Origin of the sequence: Brachybacterium tyrofermentans (genome assembly GCF_014897585.1) — a bacterium.
Taxonomy (GTDB): domain Bacteria; phylum Actinomycetota; class Actinomycetes; order Actinomycetales; family Dermabacteraceae; genus Brachybacterium; species Brachybacterium tyrofermentans.
In genome coordinates, this window is sequence record NZ_JABUXW010000001.1 from 1 (window position 1) to 16,292 (window position 16,292).

At 64.7% G+C, this 16,292-nt stretch carries 8 protein-coding genes, 1 tRNA gene and 2 rRNA genes; all 11 read right to left on the reverse strand.

Features of this window, described 5'->3' with window-relative positions; translation table 11 throughout:
- Positions 1–2,753: ribosomal RNA gene (locus tag INT49_RS00005) — 23S ribosomal RNA — on the reverse strand; the annotation flags it as partial.
- A 379-nt stretch (positions 2,754–3,132) separates the two neighbouring features.
- A 16S ribosomal RNA gene (locus INT49_RS00010) occupies positions 3,133–4,651 on the reverse strand.
- Between the two features lie 1,324 nt (positions 4,652–5,975).
- Positions 5,976–6,061 (reverse strand) — tRNA-Ser (locus INT49_RS00015).
- A gap of 64 nt (positions 6,062–6,125) precedes the next feature.
- Complete coding sequence (locus INT49_RS00020) at positions 6,126–6,983, reverse strand: universal stress protein (protein ID WP_193115687.1); 858 nt, start codon at positions 6,981–6,983, stop codon at positions 6,126–6,128.
- A 141-nt stretch (positions 6,984–7,124) separates the two neighbouring features.
- Positions 7,125–7,967, reverse strand: a complete 843-nt coding sequence (locus tag INT49_RS00025; protein WP_193115688.1) for a LacI family DNA-binding transcriptional regulator — start codon at positions 7,965–7,967, stop codon at positions 7,125–7,127.
- Positions 7,967–10,654, reverse strand: a complete 2,688-nt coding sequence (locus INT49_RS00030) for a glycoside hydrolase family 2 protein (protein WP_193115689.1) — start codon at positions 10,652–10,654, stop codon at positions 7,967–7,969. Before INT49_RS00030 ends, INT49_RS00025 begins: the two co-directional genes overlap by 1 nt.
- Positions 10,651–11,511: an ABC transporter ATP-binding protein gene (locus INT49_RS00035; protein ID WP_193115690.1), complete on the reverse strand. Its 861-nt coding sequence runs from the start codon at positions 11,509–11,511 to the stop codon at positions 10,651–10,653. The genes INT49_RS00030 and INT49_RS00035 overlap by 4 nt, the downstream gene beginning before the upstream one ends.
- Entirely contained in the window at positions 11,508–12,422 is a 915-nt protein-coding gene (locus tag INT49_RS00040; RefSeq protein WP_193115691.1) for an ABC transporter ATP-binding protein, read from the reverse strand. The genes INT49_RS00035 and INT49_RS00040 overlap by 4 nt, the downstream gene beginning before the upstream one ends.
- Positions 12,419–13,354, reverse strand: a complete 936-nt coding sequence (locus INT49_RS00045; RefSeq protein WP_193115692.1) for an ABC transporter permease — start codon at positions 13,352–13,354, stop codon at positions 12,419–12,421. Before INT49_RS00045 ends, INT49_RS00040 begins: the two co-directional genes overlap by 4 nt.
- 9 nt (positions 13,355–13,363) lie before the next feature.
- On the reverse strand, positions 13,364–14,350 hold the full coding sequence (locus tag INT49_RS00050; RefSeq protein ID WP_193115693.1) for an ABC transporter permease: 987 nt from the start codon (positions 14,348–14,350) through the stop codon (positions 13,364–13,366).
- A gap of 78 nt (positions 14,351–14,428) precedes the next feature.
- Positions 14,429–16,123, reverse strand: coding sequence for an ABC transporter substrate-binding protein (locus tag INT49_RS00055; RefSeq protein ID WP_193115694.1), 1,695 nt, complete (start codon positions 16,121–16,123; stop codon positions 14,429–14,431).
- Between the last annotated feature and the right edge of the window lie 169 nt (positions 16,124–16,292).

Genomic DNA, 16,292 nt, shown 5'->3' on the forward strand with positions numbered 1-16,292 from the left:
TCTAAACCCAGCTCGCGTACCGCTTTAATGGGCGAACAGCCCAACCCTTGGGACCAACTCCAGCCCCAGGATGCGACGAGCCGACATCGAGGTGCCAAACCATGCCGTCGATATGAGCTCTTGGGCAAGATCAGCCTGTTATCCCCGGGGTACCTTTTATCCGTTGAGCGACACCCATTCCACAATGGAGTGCCGGATCACTAGTTCCTGCTTTCGCACCTGCCCGACATGTCTGTCTCGCAGTCAAGCTCCCTTGTGCACTTACACTCAACACCTGATTGCCAACCAGGCTGAGGGAACCTTTGAGCGCCTCCGTTACTCTTTAGGAGGCAACCGCCCCAGTTAAACTACCCATCAGACACTGTCCCTGATCCGGATCACGGACCGAGGTTAGGAATCCAGAACGACCAGAGTGGTATTTCAACAATGACTCCACACTCACTGGCGTGAATGCTTCCAAGTCTCCCACCTATCCTACACAAGCCGTCCCGAACACCAATATCAAACTATAGTAAAGGTCCCGGGGTCTTTCCGTCCTGCTGCGCGTAACGAGCATCTTTACTCGTAATGCAATTTCGCCGAGTTCGCGGTTGAGACAGTGGAGAAGTCGTTACGCCATTCGTGCAGGTCGGAACTTACCCGACAAGGAATTTCGCTACCTTAGGATGGTTATAGTTACCACCGCCGTTTACTGGGGCTTAAATTCTCAGCTTCGATCCGAAGATCTAACCGGTCCTCTTAACCTTCCAGCACCGGGCAGGCGTCAGTCCGTATACAGCGTCTTACGACTTCGCACGGACCTGTGTTTTTAGTAAACAGTCGCTTCTCCCTGGTCTCTGCGGCCCTCGGAGCTCTCACTCCTCGGGCCCCCCTTCTCCCGAAGTTACGGGGGCATTTTGCCGAGTTCCTTAACCACGATTCTCTCGAACGCCTTGGTATTCTCTACCTGATCACCTGAGTCGGTTTAGGGTACGGGCGACCGTATTCGTCACGCTGGAACTTTTCTTGGCAGTACAGGATCACTCACCTACGCCCATACGGGATCCCCATCACGTCTCACCCAATACGGCACAGCATTACCTGTGCTCGGGCTGCTCGCTTAGACGGACTATTCCATTAAGTCCGCGGAAGCTACCTCTCTGCGTCATTCCTCGCGCTGACCTACTACAACCTTGGTTCCCAGCCTCACCAACCTCCACACCCCGAAGGGTATGGGGAAAGCTCGGGTGGTTAGCATCGACTGCCTCGGTATGGGTCCTCCTACGATCGGTTCGGGAATATCAACCCGATGTCCATCGACTACGCCTGTCGGCCTCGCCTTAGGTCCCGACTAACCCAGGGCGGATAAACCTAGCCCTGGAACCCTTGATCAATCGGCGGACGGGTTTCTCACCCGTCTTTCGCTACTCATGCCTGCATTCTCACTCGTACAGCCTCCACCACTGGGTTCCCCCGCGGCTTCGCTGGCTGCACGACGCTCCCCTACCCATCCAGACACAAGGTCTGAATGACACAGCTTCGGCGGTGTGCTTGAGCCCCGCTAAATTGTCGGCGCAAAATCACTTGACCAGTGAGCTATTACGCACTCTTTCAAGGGTGGCTGCTTCTAAGCCAACCTCCTGGTTGTCTCAGCAACTTCACATCCTTTTCCACTTAGCACACGCTTAGGGGCCTTAGCTGATGTTCTGGGCTGTTTCCCTCTCGACCATGAAGCTTATCCCCCACAGTCTCACTGCTGCGCTCTCACGTACCGGCATTCGGAGTTTGGCTAAGGTCAGTAACCCGGTGGGGCCCATCGCCTATCCAGTGCTCTACCTCCGGAACGAAACACGCAACGCTGCACCTAAATGCATTTCGGGGAGAACCAGCTATCACGAAGTTTGATTGGCCTTTCACCCCTATCCACAGGTCATCCCCTCCATTTTCAACTGAAGTGGGTTCGCGCCTCCACGCGGTCTTACCCGCGCTTCACACTGCCCATGGATAGATCACTTCGCTTCGGGTCTAGAGCCGGCGACTGAACGCCCCGTTCAGACTCGCTTTCGCTACGGCTACCCCACACGGGTTAACCTCGCCACCGACCACTAACTCGCAGGCTCATTCTTCAAAAGGCACGCCGTCACCCCTCAAGGCTCCGACGGATTGTAAGCGCACGGTTTCAGGTACTATTTCACTCCCCTCCCGGGGTGCTTTTCACCTTTCCCTCACGGTACTTGTCCGCTATCGGTCAAGAAGTAGTATTTAGGCTTACCAGGTGGTCCTGGCAGATTCACACCAGATTTCACGGGTCCGGTGTTACTCGGGAACAGCGTCACGCCGCATGTCAGTTTCGTCTACGGGGGTCACACCCTCTACGCCGTCGCACTCAACACGACTTCGACTACCAACACACGTACACGTCGAACCGCCGGCAGACGGTTCAGACACGTCCCACAACCCCCAACCTGCAACCCCTGCCGGGTATCACACAGATCAGGTTTAGCCTCATCCGATTTCGCTCGCCACTACTCACGGAATCACTATTTGTTTTCTCTTCCTGAGGGTACTGAGATGTTTCACTTCCCCTCGTTCCCTCCACACCACCTATACATTCAGTGGCGGGTACCGCGACATGACTCGCGGTGGGTTTCCCCATTCGGACATCCTCGGATCACAGCTCTGTTGTCAACTCCCCGAGGCTTTTCGCAGACTCACACGTCCTTCGTCGGCTCTTCTTGCCAAGGCATCCACCGTGCGCCCTTTAAAACTTAGGCAACACACAAAGACACAAAATCTTTAAAATTGCTTACAATGATGCTCGCGTCCACTATGTAGTTCTCAAGAAACAACCCCACACCAACCACCCAGCCGCATAAGCAGCCCAGATGACCAGGGAGGACCAGCCACACACCCCACAACACCCCTCACCAAAGCAAGGAACCCGTAGGGACTGCGTGCAGCCTCATAACCCAATAGCGTGTTTCCACCTCAAACCCTCCAGCACACCCCTCGTTCCAGACACCCACAAGGGACGTCGTACTAGAGAGCCATACCGGCTGATGAAGTGCCTATTCGTTGATGTTCCACCCTTGAGCAACCATCCCCACCACACTCGGGCAGGAAAATGGCAACCATAATGGTTATGCTCCTTAGAAAGGAGGTGATCCAGCCGCACCTTCCGGTACGGCTACCTTGTTACGACTTAGTCCCAATCACCAATCCCACCTTAGACAGCTCCCTCACGAGGATGGGCCACTGGCTTCGGGTGTTACCGACTTTCGTGACTTGACGGGCGGTGTGTACAAGGCCCGGGAACGTATTCACCGCAGCGTTGCTGATCTGCGATTACTAGCGACTCCGACTTCATGGGGTCGAGTTGCAGACCCCAATCCGAACTGAGGCCGGCTTTTTGGGATTCGCTCCACCTCACAGTTTCGCAACCCATTGTACCGACCATTGTAGCATGCTTGAAGCCCAAGACATAAGGGGCATGATGATTTGACGTCGTCCCCACCTTCCTCCGAGTTGACCCCGGCAGTCTCCTATGAGTCCCCGCCATAACGCGCTGGCAACATAGAACGAGGGTTGCGCTCGTTGCGGGACTTAACCCAACATCTCACGACACGAGCTGACGACAACCATGCACCACCTGTGAACCAGTCCGAAGAAAGCCACATTTCTGCAGCCGTCCGGTCCATGTCAAGCCTTGGTAAGGTTCTTCGCGTTGCATCGAATTAATCAGCATGCTCCGCCGCTTGTGCGGGCCCCCGTCAATTCCTTTGAGTTTTAGCCTTGCGGCCGTACTCCCCAGGCGGGGCACTTAATGCGTTAGCTACGACGCGGAAAACGTGGAATGTCCCCCACATCTAGTGCCCAACGTTTACGGCATGGACTACCAGGGTATCTAATCCTGTTCGCTACCCATGCTTTCGCTTCTCAGTGTCAGTAATGGCCCAGAGACCTGCCTTCGCCATCGGTGTTCTTCCTGATATCTGCGCATTTCACCGCTACACCAGGAGTTCCAGTCTCCCCTACCACACTCTAGCCTGCCCGTACCCACCGCACGCCCGAGGTTGAGCCTCGGGTTTTCACGGCAGACGCGACAAGCCACCTACAAGCTCTTTACGCCCAATAATTCCGGATAACGCTTGCGCCCTACGTATTACCGCGGCTGCTGGCACGTAGTTAGCCGGCGCTTCTTCTGCAGGTACCGTCACTTTCGCTTCTTCCCTACTGAAAGAGGTTTACAACCCGAAGGCAGTCATCCCCCACGCTGCGTCGCTGCATCAGGCTTTCGCCCATTGTGCAATATTCCCCACTGCTGCCTCCCGTAGGAGTCTGGGCCGTGTCTCAGTCCCAGTGTGGCCGGTCGCCCTCTCAGGCCGGCTACCCGTCATCGTCTTGGTGAGCCATTACCTCACCAACAAACTGATAGGCCGCGAGTCCATCCCTCACCGAAAAACTTTCCAACAACCACCATGCGGCGGAAGTTCATATCCGGTATTAGCCACAATTTCTCGAGGTTATCCCGAAGTGAGGGGCAGGTTACTCACGTGTTACTCACCCGTTCGCCACTAATCAGACCAGGCAAGCCCGGTCGTCATCGTTCGACTTGCATGTGTTAAGCACGCAGCCAGCGTTCATCCTGAGCCAGGATCAAACTCTCCATGAAAATACATAGAAAAATCCTGACAAAAAAACAAACAACTAGCATTTTACTGCTATATCATCCGTTAAAATTTGCCATCAAAATAATGGCATCAACAAATAAACACGCTATTGAGATATCAAACAACACGCGCACTCGGACTTCCAAGCCGTTAAGCTCTTCGCTCCGGGGCAACTCGTATAACTTAACAAGTTCCGGTTCTTCGTGTCAACTCGGTGCGATGTGACCTGCACCGTATTGAATTTTGAAGAGACCTGCTGTGCGCCTTTAGTTCGGGTTTTCCGGGCTGGCCTTCCGGCCTTTCCGTTTTCCCGTTCTCCTGGGCACAAGGAAGAACATTACGCAGATCCGAAGGTGTCGTCAAGCCAGAACGGGCCCTCTGGAGGGTGACCGTCCCGACACTCTCTCGATTGGGTGGATCGGCCCTGTGTCTGGTAGGCGAAACCTGCGTGTATCCGCTAGTCAGCGCGCTCTTCCGGGGCCCGTCGACTGAGCCGGCGCAGGGGCACAGACGACCCTGCTCCCGGGGAGCGTGGGTGAGCATGCGCTTCGAGGTGCCGGGAGCAATGGAGCTCGCGGGCGGCGGGGCCGCGCGATCCCACGGCGGCGGCGTCTGAGCACGGGGTGGAGAAGCCTCGTCGAGTGAGTATCTGGTCGACACGTGGCTCAGTGCACCGGTGCGGTCTGAGGAGGAGTACCGCGGCGCCGCCTCCGCACCACCTGTACACCTCACCGTTGGGGGAGGTGCTCGGGCGGGCGCGTGCGTGCACGGCGCAGCACTCGGGAAGAGGGGCGTACAGGAAGGGCTCATCAGAAGAGGCGGCGCAGGAGGAGCTCACCAGAGGATGGGCGCGTCACGGGAGGAGCTCTTCCATGGGTGGCCCTGCATGCAGAGGTCGCAAACCCGAGGGCCCGCGGCCTCCGGTGCTCACACGGCTCACACGGCTCACAGTGCTCACAGTGCTCACAGTGCTCACAGTGCTCACAGTGCTCACAGCCCATTGCCGCGCGACCCACCTGTCCGGTCTTCAGCAGTCACTCCCCTGCTGTCCGGTCCCCCGCTGCCTCGTGCCTGCTGTCCGGTCCCCGTTCGCCGGCCTTCTCATCGGGCCGGTCCGCCAACGACGTCCGGGTCGCACGAGGCTTCCACCCCGGCGACCGCATCCAGCATCCCTGGCTGGAGACTCGCGTCGTCGCAGGGGCCCTGCCTTCACTGAGCCCATGCCACGGGAGCTGAGGCGCCACCCGTTCGCGCCTCGGCATGACGAAGGCCCCCACCGGAACCGGTGGGGGCCTTCGTGGACCTGGACGATCTCCAGGTCGAGGGCGGTAGCGGCGGGATTTGAACCCGCGGTGGCTATTAACCACACATCATTTCGAGTGATGCACCTTCGGCCGCTCGGACACGCTACCGCCGAACAGCTTAGCGGGCTGGCAGCCCATGGTTCAAACCTGAGGGGCGCAGACGCGAGTCAGGTCACTCGTCGGAGGGCCGTCGCACCACCGCGATGTTCCCCGTGGCGTGCAGAACCGTGGCGTGCGCGGTGGATCCGAACGCCCCTCGGGTGAGGCCACGATGGCCCATGACCAGGATGCGGGCCCCTGCTGCCGCGGTGAGCAGCCCGTCCGCCGCGGACCGACCCTCCAGCATCCTCGTCTCGACCGTGAGCCCGTCGTGCGCTGTTCGGGCACGCTCGGCGGCCTCATCGAGCAGTCCCCGGGATCGGGCACCCCCGTTCCAGGCCTCTGCGACCTGGTCGTACGGCGCATGCTCGTCGTCGCGCACATGCACGATGCGCAGCCTCGAGTCCCAGGTTCCGGCCAGATCAGCGGCTACATCGACGGCCTCGCCGGCAGCCTCGGAACCGTCGTACGCCACCAGGACCGGCCCGCCGACGTGGTGCTCCGACCGGATCACCGCCACGGGACAGCCCGCATCATGCAGGATCCCGCGGCTGACGGAGCCGAGCAGAGCGCCCATCACCGGCCCGAGGCCCCGGGTGCCGACCACGACGAGCTCCGCGGTCTGCGAGAGATCGTCCAGGACGTCCCGCGCGGTGCCGGGGATGAGGTCGGTCTGCACGGTGATCTCGGGGACCAGGAGGGAGACCGTCGCGGCCGCATCCTCCAGCAGCCGTGTCGCCTGGTTGCGTGGTCCCGCGGAGTCCGCCACCGGAAGGCCCGCCAGGCCGCTGCTCAGCAACGGCCAGCTCCAGGCATGCACGATCCGGAGGCCCGTGCCCGAACTCCGGGCGAGATGCGCGGCCCACCGAACGGCCGCGGCGGAGGCCATGGTGTCGTCGTACCCCACGACGATGTTCCTCGTGAAGTCCATGGAACACACCTCCCCGTGCATTCTGCTCGGCGCGACCTGCTCGGTGCCTCCAGACTACGCCGCCCCACCGCGCCTGGCGAGGGCGGCATCTTCCCTCCTGGCGAGGGTGCCGTCACCGCGCCTGGCGAGGGCGGCGTCCCCTCAGCGCGAGGGGCCGGAGAGCGACCCGCGGGCCGTCACGGACGGGGTGTCCTCGACGCGTCGCAGCCGGTCGTGGCGGCCGGCGAGCACCTCGATCGCCACCTCGCCCAGGCTGATCCCCAGCTGATGTGCGCGGTGGCCGAGCACCGCGAGCGGCGGGTCGTGGGTCTGGCAGGCGAGCGAGTCGTCCCAGGACACCAGGGACACGTCCCGCGGGATCTCCAGGCCGAGCTCGGTCATGAGGTCCGCTGCGCCGATGGCCATCGCATCGTTGTCGAACACGAGAACGGTGGGCGGCTGCTCCAGTGAGAGCAGGGAGCGCGCCGCCCGGGCGCCGCTGGCCGCGCTGTAGTCCCCTTCGCCCTGCAGAGAGGGGAGCCCGTGCTGCGCCACGAAGTCCTCATAAGCCTCCAGGCGCCACTGCGAGTGCAGCAGTCGGGCCGGCCCACCGATATGGCCGATCCGCTCGTGACCGCGCGCCCTCAGATCTGTCAGCACGCTCCGCATCGACCCTGCGTTGTCCGTGAGCACGGCGGCGGCTGCGTGGGACTGCCGGAGATCTCCGGCCAGCACATAGGGCAGGCCGACGGCCTGGAGCAGGGGTGGGCGCGGGTCGTCACGGCGGAGATCCTTGAGGATCACCACGTCCACCAGGCGCTGACGTGCCCAGGTGCGGATCACCTCGAGCTCCGCCTCGAGGGTGGCCACCGTCTGGCTGAGCACGGAGCATCCCGCCGGCACCGCGGCCTCCTCGACGCCGCGCAGCACCAGCGTATGGAACTGCTCGAAGCCGGCGGACCACATCGACCGCGGAGCGGGCATCCCGATCCGGCCCGCGGTCATCACCCCACCTGCTCGGCGGCATCGTGCGTGGCACGGCCAGGACCCCGGTCACGGTTCGGGGCGCGATCCCGTGCCCGCGCCACCAGATCGTTCGCGCTCATCAGCACGGTGTTCGCGAGATAGTCCTCCGGAGATCCCTGCCCCGAGGTGCGCACGTGGATCGTGGCGGTCTCTCCGGGCAGCAGCGTCAGCAGCTGCGTCTCCGCGACCGCGTCGGGATCGACCTTGTCGGCGAGCACGCAGAGGTCGCGCACGGTGCTGAGCGCACGGACGGAGATCTCGACCCCGCCCTCGACCTGGGTGGCCGTGGCGGAGTAGGCGTCGTCGGCCAGATCCGAGGCCAGATCCTCGGCGACGAAGTGCACGTGGCGGCCCAGGCTCCCCTCGGCGCCGTCGTGCGCTTCCACGACGAGCACCTGGTCACGGCAGTCAGCGGGCGCGAGCAGGGCCTCCGGCAGCTGGACGGTCGCGGCGGAACGGGCATCCACCTGCAGCGGGAGGGCCTCGACGGCCACGACCGTCCCTGCCAGATCCTGTCGGCGCACCCGGAGCTCCCCGACGAGCGGGGTCGCGCTGTCGTTGACCACGCTCACCACAGGACCGCTCTCCCGGGGCTGGACCGTGATCAGCAGCGGCGCGTAGAGGTCGCGCAGCGCGTACCAGAGCAGCTTGCGACGCCGGTCCCCGTCGACCGCGGCCCAGGAGGTGACCGGCCAGCAGTCGTTGAGCTGCCACACGATCGTGCCGCCGCATCGCGGCCAGTACGACAGGTAGTGCCCGATCCCGCAGATCAGGGCACGGGCCTGATTCAACTGGGTCGCGAAGTGGAAATCGTCGTACCCCTGGACCGCAGGCAGGTGCGGGGCCATGCCGCGGCGGAGCTTGTCCTGCCCGCCCACCGCCTTCTGGTGGGACAGCATCGTCGCGGAGTCCGCCTGCAGCGGGCGCTCGGTGACGGCCCGGGCCACGGTCGCCCAGTTCGCGGGCCCTTGGTACCCGAACTCGGCGGAGAAGCGCGGGATCGTGTCGCGATAGCGCTCGTAGTCGTTGTCCTCCTCCGAGGCCCAGGCCACCCAGTTGTGGATGCTCCCGTGGTCGGGATGGCGGGGCTGGTCCAGCAGCGGCCGCGAGTAGGGGCTGGACGGCGTGAAGCTGCGCGCGGGATCGAGCTCCGCGAGCAGTGCCGGGAAGATCTCCGTGTAATAGGCGTTCCCCCACCCCTGGTCCTCCGGCAGCGTCTCCTTCCAGCCCCAGTGGTAGTAGCCCTCGACGTTCTCGTTGCTGCCGTTCCAGTGCACGAGCGCGGGATGCCAGGCCAGGCGCACGATGTGCTCGCGGGCCTCGGCGATCACCTCGGAGCGCAGCGGCTCCAGCTCCGAGTAGGCGGCGCAGGCCATCGCGAAGTCCTGCCACACCATGATCCCGAGCTCGTTGCACTGGGCGTAGAGCTCCTCGGAGGCGTAGAGCCCGCCGCCCCAGATCCGCAGGATGTTCATGCCGGCGTCGACCGCGTCCGCCACGGCCGCCCGGTAGTCCTCGGCGGTCAGGCGCGAGGGGAAGCAGTCGTCGGGGATCCAGTTGGCGCCCTTGGCGAGGATCGGGGTGCCGTTGACGGTGACGGTGAAGGAAGTGCCGATCTCGTCGGGCAGCTCCACCACTCCGGCCGTGCGGAAGCCGATCCGATGCTCCCGGGCGTCGAGCACGGCTCCGGCGGCATCACGCAGCTCCACGAGCAGGTCATACAGCGGCTGCTCGCCGTAGCCGCGCGGCCACCACAGCTGCGCCTGCTGCACCGCGACCTCCGCGTGAGCGGCGCCCGACGCGACCGGCGCGGAGATCTCCGCCGCGGTGCTGCCGTCCGGCGCGGTCACCTGCAGGCGCACGGTGCAGCCCACGGGGTCGTCTGCCGGAGGGGCCGACGAGCCCGCTGGGGTCGTGCCCGCTGCGGTCTCACCCGTGGCGATCTCGCTCGCCGCGGTGTCCCTCGCGGCAGTGCCTCCCGCCGCGGTGCCTGCCGCCATCTCCAACAGGGCCTCCACGGACACCCGTCCGGTCGTCCCCTCGACGGTGATCTGCGGCCGGGTCTCCCCCAGCCGGGCTCCCGACCACTCCTCCAGCCCGATCGGGCCCGAGATGCCGCTGGTGACCAGCACGGGACCCCAGTCCCAGCCGAAGTTGCAGGCCATCTTGCGGATCGCGTTGTAGGGCAGGTCGTTGCCCACCACGGGGAGCTCGCCGAGCACCTCGATGTTCTCGCGGGCCGTGCGCAGCGGCGAGGCGAAGCGGATCTCGAGCGAGTTCACGCCGTCCCGCAGGGCAGCGGTGACGTCGAAGCGCCAGGAGCGGTGCTGGTTCTGCACCGTGGCGACGACCTCGTCGTTCAGCACCACGGTCGCCGCGGTGTCGAGCTCGGCGGCCACCAGATCCACCCTGTGGGCGCCGCTCGGGGACCAGGTGAACGAGGTCCGGTAGGAGAGGTCGACCTCCCCGGACCAGGCCAGCTCGTGCTCGTTCCGATCCAGGTAGGGATCCGGGATCAGTCCGGCGGCGAGCAGGTCCGTGAGGAAGGTGCCGGGAACGGTTGCCGGCACCTCGGCGACCGCGAAGGGCGCCGGCCCGTCGGTCACGGACAGCGACCACCCCTCATGCAGGTCGCGGCGGGAAATCGACTGGGGCGAAGCGGTCACGTGGTCTCCTCCAGGGCGGCGAGATGATCGGGCATCGGCACTCCGCGACGCGTCGCCTCGGCGAGGAATCGCGGGTTCGTGCCGGGTTCGGGGGCGGCCACCAGCAGCTGCTTGGTGAACTCCGCCTGCGGGTTCAGGATCACGTCGTCGGAGGGCCCCTGCTCCACCACGTCCCCGCGGTACATCACCAGGATCTCATCGGAGAAATGGCGCGCGGTCGCCAGATCGTGGGTGATGTACAGCAGGGCCAGGTTCTCCTCGCGCTGCAGGGTCGCCAGCAGGTTCAACACCCCCAGGCGAACCGAGACATCCAGCATCGACACGGGCTCGTCGGCCACCAGCACGCTGGGTTCCGGTGCGAGGGCGCGGGCGATCGCGACCCGTTGGCGCTGGCCGCCGGAGAGCTCATGCGGCTTGCGGTCGATGAACGACTCCGCCGGGGAGAGGTTCACCCGCTCCAGGAGCGCCAGCGCCTTCTCGCGCACATCGGCCTTGGTGGCCTTGCCGTGCAGCAGCAGGGGCCGCTCGAGGTGGTGACCGATGCTGTGGAAGGGGTTCAGCGAGGCGAAGGGGTCCTGGAAGACCATCTGGACCTCGTCCCGGTACGCCGCCAGCGCCCTGCCGCGCCGGCCCACGGGCTTCCCGTTCAGCGTGATCGTGCCGGAGGTCGGCGTCTCGAGCTGGGCGATCAGCTTCGCGATCGTCGACTTCCCGGAGCCCGACTGGCCCACCAGGGCGACCGTGCGCCCTGGGGTCAGCTCGAAGTCCACGCTCTTGACCGCCTCGAGTCGGCTGAAGCGCAGCCCGTCCCGCAGCAGGTACGTCTTGGTCAGGTCCTTGACGACCAGGGTGCTCATCGGCCCTCCTCCGTATCGAATCCGGCCCGCACGAAGTCGCCGGCTTCCCCCGTGAGGGAGGGGAAGGAGCCCAGCAGCTTGCGGGTATAGGGGTCGCGGGGCTCGAAGTAGAGGTTCTCCGCGGTGTCGATCTCGACGATCCTCCCCTTCCGCATCACGGCGATGCGGTCGGAGATCTCCAGCAGCATCGGAAGGTCATGGGTGATGAAGATGACCGCGAAGCCGAGCTCCTGCCGCAGGCGCAGTATCTCCTGCAGGATCTCCCGCTGGACCACCACGTCCAGCGCCGTCGTCGGCTCGTCCATGATCATCAGCTGCGGGTCCAGGGCGAGGGCCATCGCGATCATGACCCGCTGGCGCATGCCGCCGGAGAGCTCATGGGCATAGGCGTTGATGCGGGAGGGGTCCACTCCCACCAGGTCCAGCAGCTCCTTGGACCTGCTCAGTCGCTCGGCGGCATCCATGTGGGGCCGATGCGTGGTGAACACGTCGCCGAGCTGGGTGCGAATGCTCAGCACCGGGTTCAAGGAGTTCATCGCCCCCTGGAACACCATGGCGACCTTCGACCAGCGGAAGGCGCGCAGCGACTCCCCCTCCAGGGCGAGCACGTCGACATCGCCGCCATCGCGGTCGTGGAAGGTGACGGATCCCGAGGTGATCCGGGCCGGCGGGCGGTGCAGCTGGTTCAGGCCGTAGGCGAGGGTGGTCTTGCCGCAGCCGGATTCCCCGGCTAGGCCCAGAATCTCCCCGCGCCGCAGGGAGAAGGCGGCGTCCTGGACGGCGTGGACCGGGGATTCCACCTCATAGACGACGTTGAGGTTCTCGACGGTGAGGACGGGCTCGCCGAGCTCCGAGCTGCCGCCGCCCCTGCGGTCCTCCTCGAGCGTGGTGCTCAGTGCGGGATCGCTCATGCCATGACCTCTTCCTGCTCTGCCGAGTCGTCGGCCTTGTCGACCTGCTCTGCCTTCTCGGCCTTCTTGACCTGCTTCGGGGCGGTGCGCAGACGGGGATTGATGATGCCGTCGATCGAGAAGTTGATCAGCGACAGGCCGCAGCCGAGCAGCGCGATCATCAGGCCCGGCGGCACGAACCACCACCAGGCGCCGAGGGTGAGGGCCTGCCCGTTCTGGGCGTAGAAGAGCATGGAGCCCCAGGTCTGGGTGCCCACCACACCGATGCCGATGAAGCTCAGACCGGCCTCCCCGAGGATCGCCGTGATCAGCGCGAACACGAAGCCGCTGGACATCACCGGCAGCAGGTTCGGCAGGATCTCCACGGCGATGATGCGGTGCGCCTTCTCGCCGGCGATCCGGGCGGCCTGCACGTAGTCGCGGTTGCGGATGGACAGGGTCTGCGAGCGCAGCACCCGTGCGGCGGCCGCCCACGAGGTGATCGCGAGGATGATCGAGATCAGCAGCAGGCCGCGCTGCTGCACATAGGAGCCGATGACGATCATCAGCGGGAGCCCGGGCAGGATCAGCACCACGTTGGTGAACAGGGAGAACACCTCGTCGAGCCAGCCGCCCAGGTAGCCGCCGAGGATTCCGAAGAACGCGGAGAGGAACAGCGCCAGGACCGCGACGATCACGCCCACCATCAGCGAGCCGCGGGTGGCCCAGGCGAGCTGCGCGAGCACGTCCTGGCCGGTCTGGGTGGTGCCGAGGACGTTCTGCGCCGTCGGCCCGTGCATGCCGGCGTTGTCGACCGCGAGCGGATCCGCGACGAAGAAGGGGGCGATCAGCCCGAACAGGGTGATCACGATGACCAGGCCCGCGCCGATCACGAAGGTCGGCGTCAGGAGGCGTCGGAGGCCGGCGAGGCGGCCGGAGGATGTCTGTGCCATGTCTGCTCCTCAGCCCCGTGCCCGGGTGCGGGGGTCGATGATGCCGTACAGCAGGTCCACCACGAGGTTCGCCGCCAGCACCGAGACGGTGATGACCAGGAACAGGCCCTGCATGAGCGAGTAGTCGTTGTTGTTGACCGCCTGGAGCATCGTGTAGCCGATGCCGGGGTACGAGAACACGGTCTCGACGACGATGGAGCCGGAGACCACGAAGCCCAGCGAGATCGCGAAGCCGGAGACGCTGGGCAGCATCGCATTGCGAGCGGCGTACATGACCATGATCCGGCGGGGGTTGAGACCCTTCGCCTCGGCGGTGAGGATGTAGTCCTCGCTGAGGGTGGAGACCATCATGTTGCGCATCCCCAGCAGCCAGCCGCCCAGGGAGGACAGCACGATCGTCAGCGCCGGCAGGAAGCCGTAGTAGACCGCGTTGGACACGAACGGGTAGTCGAAGGCCGGGCGCACCAGCGAGGGGTCGTAGCCGCCGGAGATCGGGAACAGGTCCATGTTCACCGAGAGCACGTAGATGAACAGCAGCGCGAGCCAGAAGTAGGGCACGGCCTGCATGATCGTGGTGGCCGGGATCAACGAGTCCAGCCAGCTCCCGCGCTTCCAGCCGGCGATGGTGCCCAGCACCATGCCGATCACGAAGGTGATCGTCGTGGCCAGACCCACCAGCACCAGGGTCCATGGCAGCGACTGACCGATGATCTGGGTGACGGGCATCGGGAAGTACGTGACCGAGATGCCGAGGTCGCCGGAGAACAGGCTGCCCAGATACGAGAAGTACTCCTGGAGCAGCGGTTTGTCGTCGTCGGCCCCGAGCATGATCTCGATGGAGCGCCGGGTCCCCGGATCCACCGGGCCGCGCAGGGCGAGCTTGGCCAGCACGGCGTCGACCGGGCTGCCCGGGAGCATCCGGGGGATGAAGAAGTTGAGGGTCACCGCGGCCCAGAGGGCCACCAGGTAGAACCCGAGCTTGCGCAGGATATGCACCGTCGTCGGTCCTTTCGTCGTCTCCGGGAGGGACAGGGCGGGGTCGCGCCGCCGGAGCAGCGGCACGACCCCGCACGGTCACTCGACGGGGGTGACGGTCTTCAGGACGATCGAGTTGTCCGGTGCGGACCAGGACATCGGGTAGGCGTACAGATCATCCGCCGTGGGCCAGCCCGTGGCCCGGGAGGTGTTGTACTCGGTGAGGCTCGAGCCGATGAGCAGGGGGATCGCCGGCATCACCTCGACCAGACGCTTCTGGATGAGGAAGTAGTGCTCCTTCTTCACCTCCGGGTCATCGGTCGCCGCGGCGGCATCGAGGGCGGCGTCCACGTCCGGATCGGAGAACCGGGTGATGTTCTGGTACGGGTTCCCGTTCTCGCCCACGGGCACCGTGCTCTCGGTCGAGAACTGGTTGCGGTACGGGTAGTACGGGTCCGGCGCAGGGCCCTGGCCGACGGAGTCGATGACCAGCTGGAACGTGCCCTTGGCCTTCGCGTCGTTCCATTCGTTGACGCTGACCTGCTGCGGGATCAGCTCGATCCCGATCTCCTTGAACTGCTGGGCGAGGGTGTCCAGCGCGGTGACGAAGTCGGACCAGCCGGTGGGGCACGAGACGGTCATGGAGACCCGCACATCGCCCTTGGCGTAGATGCCGTCGGACCCCAGCGCATAGCCGGCCTCCTCGAGCACCTTCTTCGCCTCCTCGGGCTGGGCGTTCCAGGGGGCCAGCTCGATCGACGGGTCGATGAAGTCGGCATCGCGCTCGGGCAGGGCGAAGGACGGAGAGATGTCGGTGCCGAGGTCGAAGAAGGCGAGCTTGGACAGCTGCTCGCGGTCCATCCCGTAGTAGAGGGCCTTGCGCACCGCGACATCCGTCTGCGGGCCCTCGCATCCCAGCTCCGTGTTCGAGGCGGCGAACAGCGCCGCCTGCGAGATGCCGGTGTTGGTGTAGGCGAGGTCGGGATTCTTCTCGACGTGCCCCTCGAGGTTCGGGATCGCGGCGGACATGTAGTCGATGTCCCCGGCCAGCCATTGGTCGGTCGCGGACTGGTTGCCCGACGTGGTGATCGCGCGGAGGCCGTCGATCCCGGGCCGGCCCTCCTCCCAGTAGTTCGGGTTCGCGAGCAGCAGGTAGGACTCCGGGGTGAAGTCGTCGAGCTGGAAGGCCCCGGTGCCGATCGGATCCTCGTTGGCGTAGGTGGCGAGGTCCTCGACGTCGGTGAAGAGGTGCTCCGGGATGATCCAGGTGCGCGCCAGGGCGTTGGGGCCCTCGAGGTAGGAGGACTCGGCGTAGGTGATGACCACGGTCGCGTCATCGGTGGCCTCGGCCGTGGGGGCAGTGCCGCCGTCGTTCAGCGCGTCGGTCTCGCTGACCCTGTTGAAGGTGAAGGCCACGTCGCCAGCGGTGAAGGGCTCGCCGTCGGTCCAGGTCACACCCTGGCGCACCGAGACCGTCAGGGCCGTGCCGTCCTCGTTCCACTCGTAGCTCTCCCCCAGCTGCGGCACCGGCTCCTGATCGATCGGCTTGAGCGGGTTGAAGTAGAACAGCGTCTCGTAGATGAGGCCCTGGACCATGGGGATCACCGAGGGCGAGTGCGGGTTGAGGTTCCGGGTCAGGGTCGCCTCGGTCGCGTTGGTGGTGAGGATGGTCTTCTTCTCACCATCGGCGCCGGCGCCCGTCTCGAGGTTCGAGGTCTGACCGCAGGCCGCCAGGGCGATCGGTACAGCTCCGATCGCGGTGAGTTTGTACAGGTCACGGCGCTTCAGGTGCATCTTTGCTCTCCTTGTCCACGCGTCGTCGCGTGTGCTCGGAGCCCTGGTCGGTCGACAGGACCCCTCTTTCTTCATTCAGTTAATGAAGTAGCCTCAGTGTGCAAATCAAGCGACTCTCCGTCAAGAGGGCCGGGCGGTGCAGCAAGGTCCCAGATAGGTCACGATCCGG

Bases quoted from the DNA above. Each gene is read 5' to 3' on its own strand.
- INT49_RS00035 (WP_193115690.1), bottom strand. From the start codon at position 11,511: ATGAGCACCCTGGTCGTCAAGGACCTGACCAAGACGTACCTGCTGCGG.
- INT49_RS00020 (WP_193115687.1), bottom strand. From the start codon at position 6,983: ATGGACTTCACGAGGAACATCGTCGTGGGGTACGACGACACCATGGCC.
- INT49_RS00045 (WP_193115692.1), bottom strand. From the start codon at position 13,354: ATGGCACAGACATCCTCCGGCCGCCTCGCCGGCCTCCGACGCCTCCTG.
- INT49_RS00040 (WP_193115691.1), bottom strand. From the start codon at position 12,422: ATGAGCGATCCCGCACTGAGCACCACGCTCGAGGAGGACCGCAGGGGC.
- INT49_RS00055 (WP_193115694.1), bottom strand. From the start codon at position 16,123: ATGCACCTGAAGCGCCGTGACCTGTACAAACTCACCGCGATCGGAGCT.
- INT49_RS00025 (WP_193115688.1), bottom strand. From the start codon at position 7,967: ATGACCGCGGGCCGGATCGGGATGCCCGCTCCGCGGTCGATGTGGTCC.